Raw genomic sequence first — 23,610 nt, forward strand, 5'->3', positions numbered from 1 at the left:
GGGATCGGCCTGACCATCTCCAAAGCACTGGTCGAAGCCCACGGCGGGTCCCTCACCGCCACCTCCCCCGGACCCGGTCACGGCGCGGTGTTCACCATCCAGTTGCCGCCCCCCCAACTGGCCGATCTGCCTCCCGCTCGGGAGGCTCACTGACATCCTTGCACTATACCCCCCCAGGGTATATACCTGAGAGGCGAGGGGCGTTCCCCGTTCCCTCACGATCCGAAGGAGCCCACCATGACCAGCTCGCCCCGCCGCCCCCTGCCGATGGCCGCCACCGGTTGCGCCTGCTGCGCTCCCTCCTCTGTCCCTGAGGAAGCGGGGACTGCCGTCGAGGCGCAGTCGCCGTCCTCGGACGGCACCGCCACGACCTACCAGGTGGAGGGCATGACCTGCGGCCACTGCGCCGGCCGGGTCACCGAGGCCCTCACGGCGTTGGAGGGGGTCCTTGACGTGCAGATCGACCTCGTAGCCGGCGAGGCTTCGGCCGTTACCGTGACCAGCACCACCCCTGTCGCAGAGGAATCCGTGCGCGCCGCAGTGGCGCGTGCCGGATATGCGGTCACCTCTTCCTGAGCGTACCGGGACCGGATCCCCCACGGCCCGACCCGGCTCCCGGTCTCCAGGCCCTGCCTGGGGCCACCACCACCCAACCACCCCACGTAAGGACATCCCCATGAACCGAGCCTCTTCCCTCACCGCCGTGGCCCTCGCCTCTGCCCTGGCCCTGGCCGGCTGCGGCACCGGAGGCGAACAGAACACTGACGCGGCCTCCGAGACCACCAGCTCCACAGCTGCCGCCACCGGGGCCGGTAGCCCCTCGAGCACCCCGTCGGGCGCTACCTCAGGGGAGCCGATCGCTGAAGAGCACAACGACGACGACGTGATGTTCGCCCAGATGATGATCCCCCACCACCAGCAGGCCGTGGACATGAGCGAGACACTGCTGGCCAAGGACGACATCCCCGCCGATGTCCAGGACTTCGCCCAGAAGGTCATCGATGCCCAGGGCCCGGAGATCGAGCGCATGAACCAGATGCTGCAGACCTGGGAAGCGCCGATGTCCGGCGAGGACTCCACGTCCATGGACCACGGGGCCGGCGGGATGATGAGCGAGGAGGACATGGGCATGCTCACCGACGCGCAGGGGACGGACGCGGCCCGGCTGTACCTGGAGCAGATGACCGTCCACCACGAAGGCGCGGTCGAGATGGCCCAGGAGCAGATCGAGCAGGGACAGAACCCCCAGGCCGTCGAGCTCGCCCGCCAGGTGGTCGAGGACCAGGAGGCGGAGATCACCGAGATGGAGCAGATGCTCCAGGAGCTGCCGGACGGTTCCTGACTGCCCCGGTGACCGGCGTCGCCGCCCACGGGCGGCGCTCTGCAGGAAGCAGCGAACCGATCGATGAAGGAGGACCGCGATGATGTGGGGCGACGGCATGGGAGGAGGCACGGGCTGGATGTGGATCTTCTGGCTCCTGCTGATCCTGGGCACGGTGGTGCTGATCTTCGTGCTCGTGAAGGCGTTCACCGGGAACTCGGGCGGCGGGACCCGGCAGGGCGGGAGCGCCCCGCCGCCGACGGGCGCGGGTCCGCGCCGGTCCCGGGAGATCCTCGAGGAGCGCTACGCCCGCGGGGAGATCAGCACCGAAGAGTATCGCGAGCGGCTGCGGACCCTGGAGGAGGGCGACCGGTGAGCCCGCTGACCCGCCGGCAGCTGCTGGCCCTGGGTGCGGCCGGGGCCGGCGCCGCGGCCGTGGGCGGGGCCGGGCTGTGGTGGACCGGCGGCGGTGGCGAGGCCCTCGGCGGCGGCCGGGAGCTGCTGCAGCCCGAGGTGCTGTCCAGCCGGGACGGGGCCCTGGACCTGGCCCTGGAGGCCGCCCCCGCCCGGGTGCGGATCGGGGCGCGCACCGCGCACGTGCAGGCGTTCAACGGCTCCCTGCCGGGGCCCACCCTGCGGGTCCGCCCCGGCGACACGCTCCGGGTGGCGATGACCAACGGCCTGGAGGCCCCCACGAACCTGCACGTGCACGGGCTGCACGTCTCCCCGGAGGACAACGGGGACAACCCCTTCGTCAGCATCGCCCCCGGGGACTCCTTCGACTACGACTTCTCCCTTCCGGACGACCACCCGCCCGGCACCTACTGGTACCACCCGCACCGGCACGGGCACGTGGCCGACCAGCTCGCGGCGGGTCTCTACGGGGCCATCGTCGTCGAGGACCCCGACCCCGTGCCCGTGGCCCGGGAACGGGTGCTGGTGGTCTCGGACCTCACCCTCGACGACTCCGGGAACCTGGCCGAGGTCTCCCCGCCGCAGCGGATGATGGGCCGGGAGGGCGAGACCGTGCTGGTCAACGGCCAGGTCCGGCCCCGGGCCGGCGCCGCACCCGGGGAGCGGGAGCTGTGGCGGGTCGTCAACGCCTGCCCGGCCCGGTACCTGCGCCTGACCCTCGACGGCCAGACGCTGCGGCTGCTCGGCCGCGACGTCGGCCGCCTCCCCGAGCCGGTCGAGCTCACCGAGGTGACCCTGGCCCCGGGCAACCGGGTGGAGCTGCTCGTGGACACCCGCGAGGGCGCCTCCACCCTGACCGCCGCCCCCGTGGACCGCGGCAGCATGGACGGCATGATGGGCGGGGCGATGCCGGGGGACGGCCCCGGCACCGACGAGCCGATCGAGCTGCTCACCCTCGAGGTCACCGGGGACCGGGCCGCGGACGCCGGCCCCGTCCCCCCGGGTCCGGTGCTGCGGGACCTGCGCGAGGAGCCGGTCGCGGCCCGGCGCACCCTGGACTTCGCCATGGGCATGGGCATGGGCGGGATGATGGGCGGCATGCGCGGCCCCGGGCAGATGATGTCCTTCACGATCGACGGGCGGCCGTTCGACGCCGAGCGCACCGACCAGCGGGTCCGGGTGGGCACCGTGGAGGAGTGGACCCTCACCAACTCCAGCCCCATGGACCACCCGATGCACCTGCACGTGTGGCCCATGCAGGTCGTGACCGAGGCGGGCCGCGAGGTCGCCGCACCGCGGTGGCTGGACGTGGTCAACGTCCCGGCCTTCGGAGAGGTGACGGTCCGGGTGGCCTTCGACGACTTCGCCGGCCGCACCGTCTACCACTGCCACATCCTCGACCACGAGGACCTCGGCATGATGGGCACCCTCGAGGCCCGCTGAGCACCGTGGGCCGGCCCACCGACCCTGTCCGAACCACCCCACCGCCGGGGGCACTCACCGCCCGGCAGGAAGGACGTGCACCTCCTCATGGACCACGACACGCAGACGCAGCAGAAGCTCTCCCTGACCGGTTCCGTCGCCCTCGGGACGGGGGTGATGATCGGCGCAGGCATCTTCGCCCTCGTGGGGCAGGTCGCCGAACTGGCCGGCGGCTGGGTGCCCTGGGCGTTCCTCGCCGGAGCCGTGGTCGTGGCGTTCAGCTCCTACTCCTACATCCGCTACTCGGCCACCAACCCGTCCTCCGGCGGGATCGCGATGCTGCTCAAGGCCGCCTACGGCCCCGGGGTTCTCGCCGGGTCCTTCTCCCTGTTCATGTACGTGTCGATGATCCTGGCCGAGTCCCTGCTGGGCCGCACCTTCGCCTCCTACCTGCTGCGCCCCTTCGGCCTGCAGGGCTCCGAGGTGTGGGTGGCGGTGCTGGCGGTGGTGGCGATCGTGGCCGCCGCCCTGGTCAACCTGGTGGGCAACCGGTGGGTGGAGCGCTCCGCCACGGTGACCGCGGCGCTCAAGATCGTCGGGATCGCCGTGCTGGCGATCGCCGGCATCCTCGCCGCCGGGGTGTCCTCCCTGGGCCGGCTGTTCAGCGCCGCCGACCGCACCCCGCCGGAGGCGGGATGGCTGGGCTTCCTGGCCGGAACCACCCTGTGCATCCTGGCGTACAAGGGCTTCACCACGATCACCAACCAGGGCGCCGACCTGCAGCAGCCGGAGCGCAACATCGGCCGCTCCATCATGATCTCCCTCGCCCTGTGCACCGTGCTCTACCTGCTGATCACCGTCGCGGTGACCGGCAGCCTGACCGTGCCGCAGATCGTCGAGGCCCGGGACTACGCCCTGGCCGAGGCGGCCGAGCCGATGTTCGGCGCCTGGGGCGTGACGCTGACCGTGGCGATCGCCGTCGTCGCGACCCTGTCGGGGCTGATCGCGAGCCTGTTCTCGGTCTCGAAGCTCTACGACATGCTCCGCGACATGGGCCAGGCCCCCGGGCTGCCGGGTCAGGAGGGCCACCAGTCCCTCTACATCACGGCGGGACTGGCCATCGTCATGGCGGCCTTCTTCGACCTGGGCCAGATCGCCTCCCTCGGCGCCATCCTCTACCTGGCGATGGACATCGCCATCCACCTCGGCATCCTCCGCCACCTCAAGGACGACGTCGGGGCCAAACCGTGGATCCCCTGGGTCGCGATCGCCCTCGACGTCACGGTGCTCGTGCCGTTCGTGCTGCTGAAATCCCAGTCGGACCCGTTCACCCTGGTAATCACCGCCGTGGTGGCCCTGGTCATCGTCGTGGCGCAGTGGTTCACCGTGCGACACCGCTCCGACGAGGACGCGCGGCAGGGCGAGCACGAACAGCACTGAGGACCGGTGAGCCGCCCCGTAACCCGGGGACCGGAAGAACAAAAACCAACGACGGAGGTCGATCATGGACGTACTGCTGACAGCTCTGGGGATCGTGGTCATCGTGGCCGGGCTGATGGACATGTTCCACACCCTGTTGCACCCCAGCGGCCAGGGACGTCTGAGCCGACTGGTGCTCTCCACGGTGTGGAAGGTCTCGAAGGCCACCGGTCACCGGGCCGGCTCCGCCGTGGGGCCGGCGGCGATGGTGGCCGTGGTGCTCCTCTGGGTGGTGCTGCAAGCAGCGGGGTGGGCGCTGATCTACTACCCGCACGTCCCGGGCGGGTTCATGTACTCCTCCGGCATCGACGCGGCCGCCTACCCGGACGCGGTCGAGGCCGTCTACGTCTCCGTGGTGACGCTGTCGACGCTGGGCTACGGGGACGTGGTGGCCACCGACTCGTGGATCCGGGTCGCTGCCCCGTTCGAGGCCTTGACCGGGTTCGCGCTGTTGACCGCGGCGCTGACGTGGTTCACGCAGATCTATCCTCCCCTGATGCGGCGCCGGGCGCTGGCCCTGGAACTCAAGGGGCTGGCCGACGCCGACTATGCCGAGACGATCGAGGAGGTCGAGCCGGTCATCGCCTCCCGGGTCCTGGATTCCCTGCAGGCGGATCTCACGAAGATCTCCGTGGACTTCACCCAGCACACCGAGGGTTTCTATTTTCAGGAGAGCGACCCCGATCTGTCCTTGGCACGGCAGTTGCCGTATGCGCTGCGGCTCCGTGATGCGGCCATGGCCCGGTCCGAGCCGGCGGTGCGGTCCAGCGCCCAGCGGCTGTCCTCGGCCCTGGACCAGCTCGGGTCCGAGATCAAGGACGACTTCGTGGGCACCGGGGAGCACCCCGGTGAGGTCTTCGCCGCCTATGCGGCCGAGCACGGCCAGAGCACCCGGGCCTGAGTTCGCCCCTCTCGGCGTTGCGCACGGGCGGTCCGGGGCGCGAAGGTCGCCGCACCTACATTCCCAGGGGGCCCTCGAGGGCCGCCCACAGGGCGCCGGCCAGGACACCCAGCACCAGGCTCGCGACCGCGGCGACCCCGGCGGTGACGGCCGGCCAGGCGGCCGCCCCGCCGCGGCCGGGGAACCCCGCGGCGTGCTGCTCCGGGCGGGCGAAGACGGGGGCGAACCAGCGCAGGTAGTAGAAGAGGCTGAGCACGCTGCTGAGCATCACCACCAGGGCCAGCCAGCCGTGCCCGCCGTCCCAGGCGGCGGTGGCGGTGGTGAGCTTGCCGACGAACACGGCCAGCGGCGGGGTCCCCACCAGCCCCAGCAGCGCCACGAGCAGCGCCAGCCCCAGGCCGGGGCGGGAGCGCGCCAGGCCCCGGTAGTCGGCCAGCTCCCGGTGCTCGGGCAGCGCGGCGGTGACGGCGAAGGCGGCGACGTTGGTGACGGCGTAGGCGGCGAGGTAGAACAGCAGCGAGGGCAGGGCCAGGTCGCTGCGCCCGGCCGCGGCCACGGGCACGAGCAGGAACCCGACCTGGGCCACCGTGGACCAGCCCAGCAGCCGGCGGGGGTCGGTCTGCCAGTACGCCGCGAGGTTGCCCAGGACCATCGAGGCGGTGGCCAGCAGTGCGGCGACGAGCAACCAGGAGCCGTCCCCGGCGGAGACCGTGGCCACGAGCCGGTACACGGCCACCAGCGCCCCCACCTTCGGGACGGTGGTGAGGAACGTGGCGGCGGTGGCCCCGGTGCCCTGGGCGGCGTCGGGCACCCAGAAGTGGAAGGGCACCCCACCGGCCTTGAAGAGCAGCCCGGCGAGCACGCCCAGCACGCCCGCGCCCACGGCCGCGGCCGGGGCCGCGGGCAGCGTCTCCTGGAGCAGGGCGTAGTCGGTGCCCCCGGCCAGGGCGTAGAGCACGGTGACCCCGAGCATGAGCAGGATCCCGGACAGCGCCCCCATGAGGTAGGTCTTCATGGCGGCCTCGGCCCCGGCGCGGCCGCCGGTGAGGCCGACGATCCCGTACAGGGGGATGCTGGCCAGCAGGAACCCCACGATCAGCACGAGCAGGTCGGTGGACCCGGCCAGGACCATCACCCCGGTGGTGGCCAGCAGCAGCAGCGCGTACGTGTCCGACTCCCGCGGGGACCCGGCGATCTCCCCGGAGGCCACCCCCAGGACCAGCAGGGTGGTCAGGGCGGTGATCACCCGGGCGGTACCGGTGGCGGTGTCCACGGTGAAAGTGCCGCTGAAGGCGCTCTGCGCGGGCCCGGCCATGGCGAGGGCCGCGGCGGCCGCGGCACCCAGCAGGGCCAGGGCTGCGGCGGCGCGGGCGATCCACTGCCGGTCGCGGGGCAGGAAGGATCCGCCCAGCAGCACCACCAGCCCGCCGAGGAAGACGAGAATCTCGGGCAGCAGCAGCTCGGGGCGCATCTGCATCGAGGCCTCCATCGGCTACCGTCCCACCAGGCCCACGAGGGCGGCCGAGGCCGGCTCGATCACCTCGAGCAGCACCCGGGGCAGCACACCGATGAGCAGGGACAGGCCCAGCAGGGGACCGGCGGACCACAGCTCCGGCGCCCGGAGGTCCTCGAACCCGGGGGTGTGCCCGGCCGCCGGGCCGGTGAAGACCCGCTGCAGGGCCCGCAGGAACAGTGCGGCGGTGACCAGGATGCCCACCAGGGCGACCGCGGTGACCGGGGCCACCGCCACGCTGCCGGCGAAGATCTGGAACTCGGCGATGAACCCGGAGAACCCGGGCAGGCCCAGGGAGGCGAAGGCCCCGACCGCGAACAGCGCCGCGTAGCGCGGGGCGGGGGCGGCCAGCCCGCCGTAGGAGCCCATGTCGTAGGAGCCGGCCCGGTCCTGCATCACCCCGGCGAGCAGGAACAGGGCGGCGGTGATCAGCCCGTGGCTGACCATCTGCACCACCGCGCCGGTGACCGCCACGGACCGGGCCTGGGCGGCGCCCTCGGCGAGGACCCCGACCGCGCCCAGGGCCAGGACGATGTAGCCCATGTGATTGACCGAGGTGTAGGCGATCATCCGCTTGAGATCCGTCTGGGCCAGGGCCACGAACGCCCCGTAGAGCACCGAGACGACGCCGACGGCCACGATCACCCAGGCCCACGCCCGCCACGCTTCGGGCAGGATCGGCATGGCGATGCGCACGAACCCGTAGGTGCCCATCTTCAGCAGCACCCCCGCCAGCACGGCCGAGCCGGTGGCCGGGGCGTCCGTGTGGGCCGGGGGGAGCCACGTGTGGAACGGCACGGTGGGGGTCTTCACGGCCAGGCCCACCAGGATCGCCGCGAGCACCAACCCCCCGGTGAGCGGATCGCCCGCCAGAGGTGCGGCCGCGACGAGCTCGGGGATGTCGAAGGTGTGCGGTGCCGCCGCCACGTAGAGCCCGATGAAGCCCAGCAGCAGGGCCAGGGAGCCCAGGAACGTGTAGAGGAAGAACTTCAGCGCCGACCGGACCGCGTTGCCGTGGCCCCACCCGGCGATCACGAAGTACATGCCCACGATGGACAGGTCGAAGAAGACGAAGAACAGGATGAGGTCGGCCGCCACGAACACCCCGAGGCTCACGCCCTGCAGGAACAGGAACAGTGCGGCCTGCACGCGCGGGCGGTCCGCGTCCCGCAGGGCGTGGACGGCGCAGGCCAGGAACACGACGGCCGTCATGGCCAGCAGCGGCAGGGAGAGCCCGTCCACGCCCACGTGGTAGCTGCTGTTCACCCCGGGGATCCACGGCACCTGCTCCTCGAACGCCAGCCCGTTGGGTCCCGGGTCCTCGTAGCCCGCCCACAGCACGCCCACGAGCAGCAGCTCCACGACGCTCACCGCCACCCACGCCCACCGCGCGGCCGCGGCCCCGATCGAGGGGACCACGGCCAGGACGGCGGCGGCGGCCAGGGGCAGGAAGACGATCAGGCTCAGCATGTTCATCCCATCACGGCGTAGACGGACCAGACCATGACGCCGACGGCGAGCACCGCGACGGCCTGGAGGAAGTACTGGTGGACTGCCCCGGTCTGCGGGGCCCGGGCCAGCTGCCCGAGCCGGCGGACCCGGCCGGCGAGGCCCTCGACGGCGCCGTCCACGACGTCGTCGTCGAGCCGGGCCGCACCCCGGCCGGTCGCGTCGGCGGCGTGCGCGGTGGCCTCGACCCCGGTGTCGAGGGCCCGGTCGTCGAACCGGGCCGCGGCCCGTGCCAGCACCGGGACGGCCCCGGCGGCGGCGGTCACGGCCCGGTCCAGGACGAGGTCGTCGAACCGGGCCAGGGCGTGCGCCAGGCCCAGTGAGGGGCGGACGACGACGGCGTGCGCGGCGGCCTCCAACCCTAGCCACCGCACGGCCCATCCCGGCTCGGGGACGCGCAGGCGCAGCATGAGCAGCAGGACCACGAGGGCGATCGCGGCCGAGACGAGCAGCTCGGCGGCCGCCACCTCACCGTGCCCGCCCACCGCCTGGGCGAGGGTCGTGCTGACCGGGGGCAGGGCCAGCACCCCGAGGGCGGCCGCGCCGACGGCGAGCACGACCAGCGGGACCTGCTCCAACACCCCCACTCCCCCGGTGCCGCCCTCCTGGGCCTCAGCGCGGACACCCCGATACCAGATCGTCCACAGGACCTTGCCCGCGTAGGCCGCCGACAGGGCCGCCGCCACGAGCCCGGCGGCGTAGAGCCACGCCGAGGCCTCGAGGGCGGCGGCCAGCACCGCGTCCTTGGTGGCCCACAGGGACAGTGGGGCGATCCCGGCCAGGGCCAGCGCCCCCACGGTCGCGCTCACGCCCACGACCCGCCACCGGCGGCCGGCCCCGCGCAGTGCCGCGAGCTCCTCGGTGCCCAGGGCCGTCAGCCACGCCCCGGCGGCCAGGAACAGCAGCGCCTTGGTGGAGGCGTGGGCCACCAGGTGGGCCGCGCCGCCGCTGACCGCGCCCACCCCGGCGGCCAGCACGACGAAGCCCAGCTGCGCCACCGTGGACGCCGCCAGCAGCTGCTTGAGCTCCCGCTGGGCCAGCGCCACGAACCCCATCAGCACCGCGGTCACCGCCCCGATCCACGCCGCGGCCGGGCCCGCCCACCCGGTGGAGGCCAGCAGCGGCTCCACCCGGAGCAGGAGGTAGCCGCCCATGGCGACCATGGCCGCGGAGTGCAGCAGCGCGCTCACCGGGCTGGGGCCCTTCATCGCCCCGGAGAGCCAGAAGGAGAACGGCAGCTGCGCGGCCTTGCCTAGGGCCGCCACGAGGATCCCGGCCGCGATCACGTGCCGCCACGGGCTCTCGGCGGCCGGCAGGGCGGACAGGGCCATCCCGGCGCCGCCGGCCAGGGCGGCGCCGGCGGCGACGTAGAGTCCCAAGTCCGCGGTGCGGGTCGTGATGAAGGCGGTGAGTCCGGCCGAGACGCGGTCGGCGTCCCGCCACCAGAACCCGATCAGGGCGTAGGACGTGGCGCCCATCAGCTCCCAGGCGAACAGCAGCGCCGGCAGGCTCGCGGCCGTGACCGTGGTCAGGGCCGCGGCGGCGAAGAGCAGCATCAGCCCGTGGAAGCGCGGCCGTGCCGCCCGGATGCTGCCGGCCGCGAAGACCAGCACCAGGAGCGTCACTCCCGCGACCATCGGGAGGGTCAGTGCCGCGAGGGCGTCGGCCTCCAGCGCGAAGTCGGCACCGGCCACGAACGGATACGCCAGGGCGGGCCGCGCCAGGGCGGCGACCGCCGCGAGCACCGTGGTCACCGCGGCGGTCGCCACCGCGACCGGGGCCGCGGCACGCTCCGCCCGGGTGAGGGCGAGCACCGCCCCCACGGTGGCCGGGAGCACCACCACGGCCAGCAGGACGGCCTGGGCCGCGGTCATCGGGAGAGCTCCTCGGCCATGTCCGTCATGTCGGTCTGGCGCCTGCGGTGCAGCAGCGTGGCCACGGCGAAGCCCATGGCCATCTCCACGGTCATGGCCGCCAGGATCACCAGCAGCAGCACCTGCCCGGAGGGGTCCGGGGCGAGGAACCACCAGAAGCCCGCGGCGGCCAGGAGGACCCCGTTGATCATCAGTTCCAGGCCCATCATCACCATCACCACCACCTGCTGGGACAGGGCGCCGTAGAGCCCGACGGCGAACAGTGCGGCGGCCACGACCAGCACGGCTTCCAGGGTCATCGGCCCACACCCCCCGGCTGGGGGTCGTCGGCCGGGCGGCGGCGCAGGTCGTCACCGAGCCGGTCGTAGCGGGTGCGGTGGGCGGCCAGGACCACCCCGGCCACGATGGTGGCCACCATGACAGGGCCCACCACGGCCATGACCAGCATCTTCTCGCCCATGATCTCCAGGCCCAGCGCGTGCGTGAGGTCCTCGGGCGGGACACCGCGCCGCTGCGGCCACGGCACGAGCAGCGCACCGGCGGCCAGCAGCACGAAGACCCCGGCCGAGGCGACGATCGCGGTCTTCTTCCCGTGGGTCATGTCCATGGGCATCAGCGCCGGGTTCATGCCCATGAACATCACCATGTAGACCGCCATCACCGCCATCTCCATCACCATCATGAGGATCGTGATGATCCCGAGGTAGCTCTGCCCGAGCAGCAGAATCTGCACCCCCACGGCGATGAAGGACAGCGCCAGGGCGTAGGTGGCCCGGGCCATGGAGTCCACCACGAACACGAGCACGCCCGCGGCCACGGCCACCACGGCGAGCACCCAGAACACGATTCCGACCAGCACGGCTCAGCCCTTCCACACGACGACGAGGGACACGACCAGGTCCTGAACCACGGCGGCCGGGAGCAGGACCATCCACCCGATCTCCATGAACCGGTCCGGGCGCAGCAGCGGAAGCTTCCGCCGCAACCACACGAGCACCGCGAGCACGGCCACGGTCTTCACCAGGACCCACGCCCAGCCGGGCAGGACCGGCCCGGCCCCGCCCCCGAGGAACAGCGGCACCGAGAAGGCGGCTCCGGCGGTCAGGAACAGGTAGCGCCCGGCCTGGAGGACGAGGCGGTCGACCCCCGAGAGCTCGGCCAGCACCCCGCCGCCGATGTCGGCGGCTAGCGCCGGGGCGAACGGCCCCCACACGGAGAAGCCGGTCACGCCGATGAGGAAGACGAGGAACGCCACCGGCATCCAGACCACGAACCACACGCCGTCCTGGGCCGCCGCGACATCGCCCACGGCCAGGCTGCCGGCGGCGATCGCCGGGGCCACCAGCGCGAACATCAGCGGCAGCTCGTAGGCCAGCCCGTGGGCGAGGAAGCGGTAGCCGCCCACCAGGCCGTGGGCGGAGTTCGCACCCCAGCCGGCCAACCAGACCAGCGCCCAGACCATGACGTCCACGGTGTTGAACCACACGACGCCGACGTCCAGGTCCGCCAGCGTCCACTCCCCCAGCGGGATCACCGCGATCATCAGGAACGCCCCGACCAGCATGCCCGCGCCACCGATCCGCCACAGCAGGGTGTCCGCGGCCACGGTGCTCCGGCGCCGCTGCCGCAGCAGCCTCGCCGCACGGCCCAGCGGCGCGCCCCATCCGCCGCCGGTGCCCTGCGCCCGGGCCGAGAGCGCCGCATCCAGCGCCACGGCGAAGAAGGCCAAGCCGCACAGGAGGATCCCCGCCAGCACGGCCCATCCTCCGGGGACGGTCGTCACCACGCTCTCAGCCATGCCCCACCGCCTGGACGGCAGGATGCGGATCGAGATCCAGGCTCGCCACGGCCAACCGCACGGAGCCCAGCTCCAGCCCGGTCACCAGGTCCGGCACCACCGCCCAGGGCACCCCACCGTCCTCCGCCGGGGTGGGCTCCGTGCCACCGGCCTCGGCCCGGATCCGTTCCACGCGGGACAGCAGCCGGTCGTGGGCGTCCCCGCGGCAGTGTCCCGGCAGCCCGTGGCGCTCGAGGCCGGCCCGGTCCAGCAGCAGGACGCCCCGCAGCGACGACCGGAGCAGCCAGGACCGCCGGACCGTCCGATCCAGCCGCTCGACGGCGTCCCGGGCGGCGTCCTCGTCACCGCACAGCAGGGCGTCCCGGGCGCGGCGGGCGCAGGCCGCCGCGTCCTCGACCCCCGCGAGAGCCAGCAACGCCATGACCTGGTCGCACCACACCACCGCCGCCGGCGCGGGACCGGGACCCGGTCCGCCTGCTCCGGCGCCGTCGACCACGGAGGCTTCGGCGTCGACCACGACATCCCCCTGCAACGAGCAGCGCAGCACGAGCCCGGCCGGCCAGAACGGCAGCACGGGACCCAGCGGCAGGTGGAGCACGTCCATCTCCAGCCCGTCACGGTCCTCCCCGCCCCCGGCCAGGGCGATTCCCCCCGGGGCCATGTCCATCCCGCCGTGGCCACTGTGGTCCATGCCGCCATGACCGCCGTGGTCCATCTCGCCGTGGTCCATCTCGCCGTGGTCCATGCCCCCGTGGTCCATCCCGCCGTGGCCACTGTGGTCCATGCCGCCATGACCGCCGTGGTCCATCTCGCCGTGGTCCATCTCGCCGTGGTCCATGCCCCCGTGGTCCATCCCGCCGTGGCCACTGTGGTCCATGCCGCCATGACCGCCGTGGTCCATCTCGCCGTGGTCCATCTCGCCGTGGTCCATGCCCCCGTGGCCCATGCCCCCGTGACCCCCATGATCCGCGTCCTCGGGGATCTCGGGTTCCTGCGCCCGCTCCTGGGCGTCCGTCCGGTGGTGCGGGGTGTCGAGAAGGAGGGCTGCGGCGGCGTCGAGGGCGGAACCTACAGTTCCGGGCGAGGTGATGTCGGCGCGGACGCGGGGACCGGGCATCTGCTCCCAGAGCCGGTCCACGAGCTCCGAGAGCTCGGGGCCGGGGACACCGCACACCGCCAGGACGTCCGCGTCCGCTGGTGTCCACGCCGGTCGCCACCCACGGCGGAGCAGCTGGTGCTCGACCTCCATCCGGGTCGCCCAGTGCCCCGGGACCTCGACGACGAGGACCCGGGTGGCCCGGACCGCGAGCCGGGCGAGAGCACCGCTTAGGCCCATCGGAAGGCTCCTTCGCGCCAGGCCCAGGCCACGGCGACGAGCAGGGCCCCGAGGAACAGGAACATCTCCACGACCGCGGAGATCCCCTTCTCGATCACGACCACCGCCCACGGATACATGAAGAGCATCTCGACGTCGAAGGCCAGGAACACGATTGAGGCGAGGTACCAGCGGGCGTGGAATCGGGACAGCGCGTGCTCCTGGGGCATCCACCCGGATTGGGCGGGCAGAACCGTCAACGGCTCGGCGGTGATGACGGCAGCGCGGTGGAGTGCATAGAGGAGAACGACGACCGACAGCGCCACCAGGGCCATGGCCACGATCCCGGAGTACACGATGGTCTCCCCTTTCGCGCGGTCGGAACATGGAAGTCTGTCGTTGATCGGTGGGGGCCACCCTAACAGGTGGCCCCACCGATCGCGCTGTTTCAGCTCGGTGATCAGGCGCGGCCGGCGAGCCAGGTGCGGAAGTCCGCGACCTGGGCCTGCTGGGTGGTGATCCCCGAGGTGGCCGCCACGCGCAGCTGCGGGTGCACGGCGCGGGACTGCGGCTCGAGGAACTCGATGATCCCGCTGTTGTGGTGTGGAATCATCTTCTGCACGAAAGCGACATCGAAGTCCTCACCGGCCTCAACGGCCGACGCGGCCGCGGCAGGAACACGCCGCCGAAGGCGCCGTTTGCCCGAGATCACGCTCTGTTCTTTCAAGCCCATCCTCTTCCTTTCCTGCGTCAGGTCAGTGTTCGGCCCGTCTCAGCCCAGGGAAAAGATCAGGTCCGCGCAGGCGGCCTCGCAGCGGCGGCAGGCCTCGGCGCACACGCGGCAGTGCTCGTGCTCACCCGCGTGCTGGGCGCACTCGTCGCCGCAGGCCTTGCAGGCGGCCCGGCATGCCTCCAGGACGACCCGGGTGACCTCGGCGTTGTTGCCGGTCTGACGGGAGAGCACACGGCCGGTGCTCGCGCAGATGTCGGCGCAGTCCAGGTTCTTACGGATGCAGGTGCTCAGTTGCGCGACCATGTCCTCGGCCAGGCAGGCATCCGCGCAGGCGGTACAGGTCTGGGCGCACTCGAAACAGGCCTCGATGCACTCCGCCAACTTCTGCTGGTCGATGCCCCCCAGGTCCTTCGGGTAGGTCTCCAGCATCGAGCTCACGTGATGAGTCATGGTTCTGCTCCTTCTCTCATACTGCGGTTCGTGCGGTATATCGATCTGGTGCCGACGGATCTTGCGATCCACCATGTTTCCGACAGTAGCCTTATCAGCGTTGTATCTAAACGGTGATCAACTCCATGTCAGGGCGATGAGCGGGAATCTTCACGGAACCTTCAAGAAGGAGGTCCTGGAACCGTGGGGCCTTCCCTGGCGCGGCGGGCTAGTGAGCTTGTCGGCATGGAGCAGCGCCACGCACGTGGACGCACCCGTGCGGCTGGGCCCGTCCGGTACCGGTTCCGCGCGTCGGGTGGCAGCCCCAGACGGGAGCGTGCGAACGTGGCGGACACCTGGAGATGCAGGGGAGGAAACTGTCCCTGTTGGCTAGATACAAGAGGGCTGTGTCTGTGCGGTTTTCCTCCGTGGGGTGACCCGGCCAGCTGATGTCCGCCTGAGCGGCGGAGGACCGAGAAGGGAGCACACCATGCAGGCGGGACTGGTAGGACTGGGCAAGATGGGCGGCAACATGGGTGAGCGGCTGCGCGAGGCCGGCCACGCAGTGGTCGGCTACGACACCGACCCGGAGCTCTCCGACTCCGAGAGCCTCACCGCCATGGTGGAGCAGATCGGCACCCCGCCCCGGGTCGTGTGGGTCATGGTGCCGGACACGGCGGTGGACACCGTGATCGACGAGCTGGCCGGCGTGCTGGGCGAGGGCGACGTGATCATCGACGGCGGCAACTCCCGGTGGATCCACGACGCCCCCCGCGCCCGGAGACTGGCCGAACGGGGCATCGAGTACCTGGACTGCGGGGTCTCCGGCGGCGTGTGGGGGATCACCCAGGGCTACGCCCTGATGGTCGGCGGGGACGAGGGTACCGTGGCCAAGGCGCAGCCGATCTTCGACTCGCTCAAACCCGCCGGCGAGTTCGGCTTCGTCCACGCCGGTGAGCACGGTGCGGGTCACTTCGCGAAGATGGTCCACAACGGCATCGAGTACGCGATCATGCAGGCCTACGCCGAAGGCTGGGAACTGCTCGAGGCCGCCGGTCACGTCCGCTCGGTGCGGGAGACCTTCAACTCCTGGCGCGAGGGGTCGGTGATCAAGTCCTGGCTGCTGGACCTGGCGGTGAACGCGCTCAACGAGGACGAGCACCTGGACCGGCTCGCCGGCTACGCCGAGGACTCCGGCGAAGGCCGGTGGACGGTGGAGGCCGCCCTGGACCTCGCGGTCCCGGTGCCGGCCATCTCGAGTGCCCTCTTCGCCCGGTTCGCCTCCCGGCAGGACCAGGCCCCGGCGATGAAGATGATCGCGGCGATGCGCAACCAGTTCGGCGGCCACACGGTCCGCGACGTGGCCGCGGGCCCCGAGCACGTCGAGGCCGCACCCGGTGAGGAGCCGGCCCACCCCGCCGAGCAGTAGGTCCGGCCGTCCCCGCCGCCAACGGCTCGGAAGCGGCCACCCTCACCCCTCTGCAAGGCCTGCGCCATGCCGATCCGCACGTTCACCACGGTCGGCACTGCTCCCGCCAAGGGCCGGCCTTGTCGAGGAATGCCTGCGGGGCGAGGGGATCGCGGATCAACAGCCCGTGACCACGATCGAGGCAGCGGTGACGGCACCGCCCGGCGTCCCCAATCGGCCCCGGAATACTGATCGACCCAGCCACGTGGCAGCCGGCAGCCCAGTGGCTCCGCCGCTGACGAATCTGGCCTCACCAACGACAGCGAAGAACCTGGTTATTCGCTCCCCTCACCCGGGCCATTGATCCACCGGTCCGATACATGGACCCGGAGGAATTTGAAGATCTCGTGAAGAAAGCAGCTCTTCTCACCTGGTCGACACCCTGGGATATGAAGATTTCATGAAGGAAACAGCTCACTCCCCCAGGAAATGCTGGGCGGTTTCGTAAAAAATCCGAGAACACCCTTGAGGGACGCTGAAGCTCCCCCGGGGGGTTCACCTCCCCCCGCACCGCGCGCAGGCCGAAGGATTCCACGGGTAGTGAGGGCAGCGGATCCGAGCTCCCACCGCACTCATCGGCGCGATACCGCAGGTCAGAGCCTCCCCGGGTCGGTCCCGATGAGTGGTGGCACGGGGAGGAAAGACAGCTAGCGGCGCCACCCCGCCGGAACGAATGTGCCCCAGGCGTGGTGGGCTACCGGCCGGTTTGCCGACGACCGCGCGAGGCCGGCGCAAGCCTTTTCCCGGCACCACAGGGAATGTGACCTTTTCGTTATCTAGGCGCTAGTGTCCTCTGCGTGCCGTTGGCTGATCTCATCGGCTTCCCCGGGTGCTTCGCCGAATTCTGCCGGCAGCCGGGGACCCCATCACAGAAATGACTTGGCAGAAGCGGGGGAACCATACCCGGTCCGCACCCGGACCTTGGGGTGAAGCCGCCGGAGCTGCAGGCTCGGCGGCCGGGTGCCTCCCACCCGAACCCGACAGCTCACCTCGTAGGCAAAAGGAGGACCCCTATTCATGGCTTTCTTCACGCGTAGCTCTGCCCGCCACCGCGCCCAGACCCCCTCGCACCTGGTGCGCACCACGACCCTGGCCGCCGCTGTCGGCGCGGCGGTGATCGGCTCCGTCGCCCCCGCTCAGGCCTATGCCGAAGCCCCCGCCACGTCCGGCACCGCATACTCGACCCCCGCGACCTCCCCGGCCCCGGCCGCTTCCCAGGCCCCCGTCACCGTGCAGGCGGCGAGCCTGCCGGCCGCTGGGGCGGCCACCTCGAGTCTGTCCCCCCAGTCCTCGGACATTTCCGAGATCTCCGCCACCTCCGCTGCGGCCGGCGGCCTTGTCGGCACCGCGATGCAGGGCGTCGGTACCGGCTACGTCTGGGGCGGCACGGACTTCGGCGCCTGGGACTGCTCCGGTTTCACCCAGTGGGTCTACGCCCAGCAGGGCATCGACCTCCCCCGCACCAGCCAGCAGCAGTGGGCGGCCGGCACCCCGACCACCGACCCGCAGCCCGGCGACCTCGTCGTCCAGAACGGCGGGGCCCACATCGGGATCTACCTCGGTGGCGGCAAGATGATCTCCGCGCTGAACCCCACCCAGGGCACCTTCGTGCACAGCGTGAATGCCATGCCGACGGTCGGCTACGTCACTTTTCGCTGAGCCAACACGCCGCCCGCCACGAATGCCGCTCGTGGCGGGCGGCGAGTGTGCCCCCCACCTGATCAGCATCCAGGATCGGTCGGTCAGAACCTGAGATGCCTGCATCAGGCCACCGCCGGGGAACACCCCGATTCGGCCCCCTGATGGGCCCGCTCTTGAAGGTTCAGTGAAGATCTACCGCCCAGCCCTCCCAGCCCGGAGAAAGCAACCACGGCGGGGCTACCGTGGACGGATCGGCCCGCCTCGACCCGAGGCTGAGCAGAGCAAACACCACGATGTGCAGGCCCAGCACGGGCTGCTGCGAAGGAGAGGTTCGTCATGACGTCGACGATCAAGCACCTGGCCGCCGGGACGGCCCTGGCGCTGGCCCTCAGCGGTGCCGGGGCGACCGCGGCGGTCGCGTCCCCGACGCACCAGCCCTCCTCCGCCTCCGCACAGACGGGCGCTGAGCGGCACATGAACCACGACCGCCATTTCGCCGTGATGATGGTCCCCCACCACCAGGGTGCCACCGACATGGCCGAGCTGGCCCTGCAGAAGTCCGAGCGTCCCGAGATCCGTGACCTGGCGGAGAAGATCATCGAGGCCCAGACCGAGGAGATCCAGCAGCTGGAAGCAGCGGCCCAGCGGCTGGCCGCCGAGAACACCCCGGGACACCACCACGGCCACGGCCACGGGCACGGCCACGGGCACGGCCATGGCGGCCATGGTCAGAGCATGAATGCCGACATGCAGGGCGCCATGATGGGCGAAATGGACGGCATGGACGGCATGAGCCTGGAAGAGTTGGCGAAACTGTCCGGGGATGATTTCGACAAGGCCTTCCTCGAAGAGATGATCGCCCACCACCAGGTGGCTCTCGAGATGGCCGAGATGGAGCTGCAGATGGGCACCGACCCAGAGCTGCGAGCCATGGCGGAGAAGATGATCGAGGACCAGCAGGCGGAGATCGAGCTCATGCAGGGCTGGTTGGAGGAGTGGTTCGCGGCCTGATCCAGGACCACGAACTGAGCCCCCACCGGCTGGAACGGGCCGACACCGGGACGTCATGATCCCCGTCGACCCGTTCCAGCCAGTCCAGTGCGGTGATCCCCGACGCGGCACCCGATGGGCGCGCGCCCTTCGCACAGTCAGCAGCACCCCAAACGGTCACCGACCAACCGTAGGTTCGCCAGCGCCGCGTCCTCTTGCCTCAGGACACGGACCCCCTCGCCTGGGGTCTTGCTCCTCCAGCGCGCGCACCGTCACCGAGATGGCCGAGACCACCGGAGTCCCCTCGCTCGGTGGTGGTGGCCGGGTCCCGACCGTGTTGCGTCTGTCCGGGCTCGTGAAGGGGCGACACGCGATCTTCTCCGTGCCTGATAACCCTCTCATCCGCCCGGGGCAAGGGATCGTTAGCCACAGCCACCACCGGTTCACCGGTGAGCCCGGCCACGTCGAGTCCACCCCCCCTGTTCCGTTCCGGAGGCCTCAGACACGGTCGCCCTGGGACGCTGGGGCTCGCAGCACAGTCTTCATGTCACAGCGATCAGTACCGGGAGGACAGATGACGGATCCGCTCACCGGACGTGTTCTGGTGGTCGACGACGAGGTCGACCTTGCGCAGCTGGTCGCGGACTATCTGCGCAAGGCCGGGCTGGAGGTCGTGATGCGCCACGACGGCACCCAGGCGGTGGCCGCGGTGCGGGAGTACACCCCCAACGTGCTCGTGCTGGATCTGGGGCTACCGGGGATCGGGGGATCGAGGTGTGCCGTCAGGTGCGGACCTTCTCGGACTGCCACGTGCTGATGCTCACCGCCCGGGATGATGAGGTCGACAAGATCGTGGGCCTGTCGGTCGGTGCCGACGACTACGTGACCAAACCGTTCAGCCCGCGCGAACTCGTGGCGCGGGTCCAGGCCATGCTGCGCCGGGCCCGCACGGGAAGTGTTGAATCCACTACAGCCTTACCGCACGGACAGCAGGCACTGGTGATCGGGAAACTGGTGGTGGATGGGGACTCCCGCCAAGTGCACCTGGCCGGGGAACCGGTGGCGTTGACCCGGATCGAGTTCGACCTGCTCCTGTGCCTGGCTGCCCGCCCGCAACTGGTGCTCTCGCGCCGGCAGCTGGTGGAGCTGGTCTGGGACACCACCTGGACCGGGGACGAACACCTAGTGGACGTGCACATCGGACGGATCCGCAAGAAACTCGGCGACGAAGCCACCAGGCCGACATTCATCCACACGATCCGCGGGATCGGCTACCGGATGGGCACCGGGCGATGAGCACCACCGTCTCCGACCGGACCCGGGCCTGGTCTTGGTCCTGGAGCCCGTTGACAATGCGATTGATGCTGGCCCAGACCGCGGTGCTGGCCATCGGGCTGATCATCGTGGTGATCACCGCGGTGCTGGTCGGGCCGAGCATGTTCTATCACGAGCTCGTCGAGACCGGCCACGCCGATGCGGCCACCGGACTGGTGCACCTGGAGGACGCCTTCCGCTCGGTGAGCCTCACCGCCCTGACCATCGGCGGGCTACCGGCGCTCTACATCGCCGGGATGCTCACCTTCTACCTCTACCGCACGATCGGGCGGTCCCTGACCTCCTTCAGCACCGCCGCCCAGGAGGTGGCTGCCGGCAACTACGACGTGCGTGTCACCTCCACCAGCCTGGGCCCGGAATTCGACTCCCTGGCCGGGTCTTTCAACGACATGGCCGCCAGGCTCGACGCCGTGGACACCACCCGGCGCCAGATGCTGGCCGATCTGGCGCACGAGATGCGCACCCCCCTGGCCAGTCTCAAAGGACATCTGGAGGGCATCGAGGACGGAGTGGTCGAGTGGGATGAACGGACCACCGGCATCCTCTACGCCCAGATCGCCCGGCTGGAACGACTGGCCCGCGACATTCGCCACCTCACCGCCGCCGAGGAAGGCATGACCCACCTGCAGCTGACCCTCCAGGACCCGGGCCAGCTGGCAGCCCAGGCGGCCGCGGCCGTCCAGCAAGACGCCGCCGCTCAGAACATCTCAGTGACCGCCATCAACACCGGCATGGAGGTCACACCAGTGCTGGTCGACCGGGAACGGATGGGACAAGTGTTGGGCAACCTGCTGGAGAACGCACTGCGCCACACCCCATCCGGCGGCGCCGTCACCGTGCGCACCGATCACACCCCGGAAGCGGTCACCCTCACCGTCGCCGACACAGGGGAAGGTATCGACCCCCAGCACCTCCCGCACGTCTTCGCACGCTTCTACCGCGCCCACCCCGGCCGGGAAGCCCACCGCGGCGGCTCCGGCCTGGGACTGGCCATCAGCAAATCCCTCGTCGAAGCCCAGGGCGGGACCCTGGAGGCAACCAGCGGCGGACCCGGACGCGGGACCAGCTTCCGGATCCGCCTGCCCCGCCACACACCCCCGGACTGACCCCAGCACTACCACCAGACCGTGCTGTGACGGCGGCGGGCCGTGCCCGCCGCAGAGAGCACGTCTGCTGCGGCGGGCACGGCCCGTCATGTCGTGGCTACCGGCACACCCTATCCGTGGCTGTCCTTGGCCGGCCGGCCCAGCACCAGCCGGCGGGTGCCTTTCACGCTGGTGCTGACCACCTTCTCCAGCGGTCCCTGCCCCAGGCTCCGGTGCCAAGCCACCGCGAACAGCGCCGCCACCGCCAGGTGGACCATGAACCACAGGTAGGGCAGCTCGTAGTGGGCCTCGAAGGACAGTGCCACCAAGTGGACGGTGTAGAGGGTCAAGGTCATCACGCCCATCGCCGACAGCGGCAACAACCATGCCCCGATCTTCGGGCCGATCAGCAGGAAGACGCCCAGCACCGCCAGGCTCACCCCAAGGCTGGCCGCGATCGCCAGCGGGGTGTTGGTGTGCGGGGTGGCGACCGCCAACCACCACACGGTCTCCGTGGGCAACGAGTCCGGCCCCCAGACCAGCACATCCTCCAGCTCGTGCTCGCCCATCGAGGAGGCATCCAGCAGCCGCTGGTAACCACCCAAGGCATAGAGCAGGACATAGGAAGTGGTCTGGGCGAAGATCGCCAGCCCCACGCCCACCACCACCAGTCGAGCCTGAACCTCCGTCTTGCGCAGATTCAACCGCCCCAACCCCAACCCGACCAGCAGATAGGTCATGTACGGCAGGGCCGGATAGGTCCCGGTCAGCAGCAGCTGGGAGGCCGTGGCACCGGGCTGCGTGAGCAGATCCGTGAAAGTGGGGTTGTAGGAGACAAATTCGGGCAACCCATCCTGGAGCCCCTGCATCAGCATCGGAGACACCACCCCGAAAAGCACTGCGGAGATGAACAGGGCCTTCGGGCCTGCGTGCAGGAACGGAATCGCCAGCAGGAAGAACACCCCGTAGTAGATCAGGATGTTGTAGGCGGGCGGATCCTCCGACATCAGCGTCCCGATCCACAACCCCACGATCGCGATCAGCACCGCGCGCACCACCAGACCGATCCGGTCAGCGGTCATCGTCCTACCCTCGTGCGGGTGCCGCCCCCCGGAAGTCAGTGCCAACCCCACCCCTGCCAGCAGAGCGAACAGGGCCGCTGAGTCCCCCGAGAACAGCCGCCACGACCAGCTCGCTTCCCCGGTCTCCTCGTTCCAAGCCGGCAGCAGATGAATGGCCATCAGCCCGATCAGCGCCAGCCCGCGAGCCGCATCGATCCCCACCAACCGGCGCGTGGGCCTTACCACCGCGTCTCCAAGACCCGCCGACAAGTGCCCTCCCATCCTCGCTCCAGTACTCATCATTCCCCCTGTTGACTACAAGGTCCCGGTGCATCCAGGACCGTCTGTTCCCAGGGTGGACACCTCATTTGGAGTCCCCGTCGCGGGATTCTCAAGGTTCCATGAAGACTCCAGAGTCCATGGGCGACGCAGGAGCTCCTCCGTGCGACCGAAGCACGAAACGAGGAAAGGGAAACCCAGCACAGGATCCGCGAGGTAACCCAGGGTCCGCTGGGACCCTTGATCCGAGCCAGGCCACCCCTTCACGTTAAAGACGGGTGCCCCAGCCCTGGGGAGGAATACTGGGGCACCCGAATGTCCGTGCACGAACGGATGAGAACGGGGTGTTCTCACTGGCAAACTATGCCCTCAGTGACCCAGAAAAACAGGACGTAGAGCACCCAGGAGAGCAAGCTTCAGGGAATCTTCATGTCGTCTTGAGGGAAGCTCCACAATCGACTTCACATCCCGTCGTCACCCTTGAACTGCCACAGGATCCGCGTCGATGAGCGACCCACGAACAGCTCCTTCAAGTGCCGAAAGAGTCTTAACTCATGGCGGGCGGGAGCTCTCGGATTCGTCGGTACAGGGTGGCTCGCGACATCCCCATATCCCGGGCTACTTGGGTCGCAGGCTCACCGCCCTGGATCAACCGGAGGGCACTGCGGATCTGGCTGTCTGTGAAGGTTGGACGTCGCCCGCCCAGGTCCTTGCCGGCGGCCCGACGCTTGGCCACCGAGTCGGTGATCCGCTCCCGCTTGATCTCCAACTCCATTTGGGCAAGGGCGGCCATCACGGTGAACACCATCGAGCCCATTGGGGTGTGGGTATCCACGTCTCCCCCACCCAAGTTCAACACCCGCAACCCGGCGCCTCTCCCCCGCAGCGCTTCGGCGAAGGCCAGCATGTTCTGGGTGGAGCGCCCCAGACGGTCCAGGGTCGTGACGACTAACGTGTCGCCCTCCTCGAGAGCATGAACCGTCCCAGGTTCTCGGCCGCTTCTATGCGGGGAGCGGCTCTGGGTTGAGGGCCGCGTAGTAGGC

General features: G+C 70.5%; 22 protein-coding genes, 2 pseudogenes and 1 riboswitch. Of the genes and pseudogenes, 12 read left to right on the top strand and 12 right to left on the bottom strand.

All coding sequences use genetic code 11. From position 1 onward, the window contains the following. The 7 genes from RF637_RS12865 to RF637_RS12895 form a co-directional block, all read left to right on the top strand. The coding region (locus tag RF637_RS12865) for an ATP-binding protein (protein WP_368845055.1) at positions 1 to 153 on the top strand (153 nt) is incomplete at its 5' end. Between the two features lie 84 nt (positions 154 to 237). Continuing rightward, on the top strand, positions 238 to 576 hold the full coding sequence (locus RF637_RS12870; RefSeq protein ID WP_035962930.1) for a heavy-metal-associated domain-containing protein: 339 nt from the start codon (positions 238 to 240) through the stop codon (positions 574 to 576). A 100-nt stretch (positions 577 to 676) separates the two neighbouring features. After that, positions 677 to 1,342, top strand: coding sequence for a DUF305 domain-containing protein (locus RF637_RS12875; protein ID WP_098055597.1), 666 nt, complete (start codon positions 677 to 679; stop codon positions 1,340 to 1,342). 79 nt (positions 1,343 to 1,421) lie between these two features. Then, positions 1,422 to 1,697 (top strand): SHOCT domain-containing protein, encoded by a 276-nt coding sequence (locus tag RF637_RS12880; protein WP_098055600.1) that lies wholly within the window; start codon positions 1,422 to 1,424, stop codon positions 1,695 to 1,697. Beyond that, positions 1,694 to 3,178 carry a multicopper oxidase family protein gene (locus RF637_RS12885; protein ID WP_344225546.1) on the top strand — a complete coding sequence of 495 codons (1,485 nt, stop codon included), beginning with the start codon at positions 1,694 to 1,696 and terminating at the stop codon, positions 3,176 to 3,178. Before RF637_RS12880 ends, RF637_RS12885 begins: the two co-directional genes overlap by 4 nt. Before the next feature lie 87 nt (positions 3,179 to 3,265). Beyond that, positions 3,266 to 4,597, top strand: a complete 1,332-nt coding sequence (locus RF637_RS12890) for an APC family permease (RefSeq protein WP_098056165.1) — start codon at positions 3,266 to 3,268, stop codon at positions 4,595 to 4,597. 64 nt (positions 4,598 to 4,661) lie between these two features. Next, complete coding sequence (locus RF637_RS12895) at positions 4,662 to 5,537, top strand: potassium channel family protein (RefSeq protein WP_035962920.1); 876 nt, start codon at positions 4,662 to 4,664, stop codon at positions 5,535 to 5,537. A gap of 55 nt (positions 5,538 to 5,592) precedes the next feature. On the opposite strand, the gene RF637_RS12900 is transcribed toward RF637_RS12895, so the two are convergent. The 10 genes from RF637_RS12900 to RF637_RS12945 form a co-directional block, all read right to left on the bottom strand. Then, on the bottom strand, positions 5,593 to 7,014 hold the full coding sequence (locus RF637_RS12900; protein ID WP_253270487.1) for an NADH-quinone oxidoreductase subunit N: 1,422 nt from the start codon (positions 7,012 to 7,014) through the stop codon (positions 5,593 to 5,595). A 15-nt stretch (positions 7,015 to 7,029) separates the two neighbouring features. Then, entirely contained in the window at positions 7,030 to 8,520 is a 1,491-nt protein-coding gene (locus tag RF637_RS12905; RefSeq protein ID WP_029603319.1) for a NuoM family protein, read from the bottom strand. 2 nt (positions 8,521 to 8,522) lie between these two features. Continuing rightward, complete coding sequence (locus tag RF637_RS12910) at positions 8,523 to 10,433, bottom strand: proton-conducting transporter membrane subunit (protein WP_035962911.1); 1,911 nt, start codon at positions 10,431 to 10,433, stop codon at positions 8,523 to 8,525. After that, positions 10,430 to 10,732, bottom strand: a complete 303-nt coding sequence (locus RF637_RS12915; protein ID WP_019310381.1) for an NADH-quinone oxidoreductase subunit K — start codon at positions 10,730 to 10,732, stop codon at positions 10,430 to 10,432. Before RF637_RS12915 ends, RF637_RS12910 begins: the two co-directional genes overlap by 4 nt. Next, the gene (locus tag RF637_RS12920; RefSeq protein WP_085107345.1) at positions 10,729 to 11,292 is read right to left on the bottom strand and encodes an NADH-quinone oxidoreductase subunit J; all 564 of its coding nucleotides are present in this window, start codon (positions 11,290 to 11,292) and stop codon (positions 10,729 to 10,731) included. The genes RF637_RS12915 and RF637_RS12920 overlap by 4 nt, the downstream gene beginning before the upstream one ends. 3 nt (positions 11,293 to 11,295) lie before the next feature. Continuing rightward, positions 11,296 to 12,231: a complex I subunit 1 family protein gene (locus RF637_RS12925; RefSeq protein WP_085107342.1), complete on the bottom strand. Its 936-nt coding sequence runs from the start codon at positions 12,229 to 12,231 to the stop codon at positions 11,296 to 11,298. After that, positions 12,224 to 13,567 carry a hypothetical protein gene (locus RF637_RS12930; protein WP_368845050.1) on the bottom strand — a complete coding sequence of 448 codons (1,344 nt, stop codon included), beginning with the start codon at positions 13,565 to 13,567 and terminating at the stop codon, positions 12,224 to 12,226. The genes RF637_RS12925 and RF637_RS12930 overlap by 8 nt, the downstream gene beginning before the upstream one ends. Continuing rightward, the gene (locus RF637_RS12935) at positions 13,558 to 13,902 is read right to left on the bottom strand and encodes an NADH-quinone oxidoreductase subunit A (RefSeq protein WP_019310385.1); all 345 of its coding nucleotides are present in this window, start codon (positions 13,900 to 13,902) and stop codon (positions 13,558 to 13,560) included. Before RF637_RS12935 ends, RF637_RS12930 begins: the two co-directional genes overlap by 10 nt. A gap of 104 nt (positions 13,903 to 14,006) precedes the next feature. Beyond that, positions 14,007 to 14,279, bottom strand: coding sequence for a DUF305 domain-containing protein (locus RF637_RS12940; protein ID WP_368845051.1), 273 nt, complete (start codon positions 14,277 to 14,279; stop codon positions 14,007 to 14,009). Positions 14,280 to 14,318: 39 nt separating this feature from the next. Further along, complete coding sequence (locus RF637_RS12945; RefSeq protein ID WP_085107340.1) at positions 14,319 to 14,729, bottom strand: four-helix bundle copper-binding protein; 411 nt, start codon at positions 14,727 to 14,729, stop codon at positions 14,319 to 14,321. 469 nt (positions 14,730 to 15,198) lie between these two features. Here RF637_RS12945 and gnd point away from each other — a divergent pair, with 469 nt between their 5' ends. The 5 genes and pseudogenes from gnd to RF637_RS12970 all read left to right on the top strand — a co-directional run bounded on the left by gnd (position 15,199) and on the right by RF637_RS12970 (position 21,248). Further along, a complete protein-coding gene (gene gnd / locus RF637_RS12950; RefSeq protein ID WP_368845052.1) occupies positions 15,199 to 16,137 on the top strand; it encodes a phosphogluconate dehydrogenase (NAD(+)-dependent, decarboxylating) in 939 nt (312 codons plus the stop codon). 864 nt (positions 16,138 to 17,001) lie between these two features. Further along, positions 17,002 to 17,187, top strand: a riboswitch (cyclic di-AMP (ydaO/yuaA leader). Positions 17,188 to 17,193: 6 nt separating this feature from the next. After that, a complete protein-coding gene (locus tag RF637_RS12955) occupies positions 17,194 to 17,835 on the top strand; it encodes a C40 family peptidase (protein WP_085107335.1) in 642 nt (213 codons plus the stop codon). A 318-nt stretch (positions 17,836 to 18,153) separates the two neighbouring features. Continuing rightward, positions 18,154 to 18,828, top strand: coding sequence for a DUF305 domain-containing protein (locus RF637_RS12960; RefSeq protein ID WP_368845053.1), 675 nt, complete (start codon positions 18,154 to 18,156; stop codon positions 18,826 to 18,828). A gap of 553 nt (positions 18,829 to 19,381) precedes the next feature. Continuing rightward, positions 19,382 to 20,103, top strand: a pseudogene (locus RF637_RS12965) (response regulator). A gap of 65 nt (positions 20,104 to 20,168) precedes the next feature. Next, positions 20,169 to 21,248: a cell wall metabolism sensor histidine kinase WalK gene (locus tag RF637_RS12970; RefSeq protein ID WP_085107402.1), complete on the top strand. Its 1,080-nt coding sequence runs from the start codon at positions 20,169 to 20,171 to the stop codon at positions 21,246 to 21,248. A 110-nt stretch (positions 21,249 to 21,358) separates the two neighbouring features. Here RF637_RS12970 and RF637_RS12975 read toward each other — a convergent pair whose 3' ends face one another. Next, positions 21,359 to 22,510: a heparan-alpha-glucosaminide N-acetyltransferase domain-containing protein gene (locus tag RF637_RS12975; protein WP_368845054.1), complete on the bottom strand. Its 1,152-nt coding sequence runs from the start codon at positions 22,508 to 22,510 to the stop codon at positions 21,359 to 21,361. A gap of 604 nt (positions 22,511 to 23,114) precedes the next feature. After that, a pseudogene (locus RF637_RS12980) lies at positions 23,115 to 23,540 on the bottom strand (recombinase family protein); the annotation flags it as partial. Positions 23,541 to 23,610: the final 70 nt, after the last annotated feature.

The organism is Kocuria sp. CPCC 204721 (assembly GCF_040980945.1).
Lineage (GTDB): Bacteria > Actinomycetota > Actinomycetes > Actinomycetales > Micrococcaceae > Kocuria > Kocuria marina.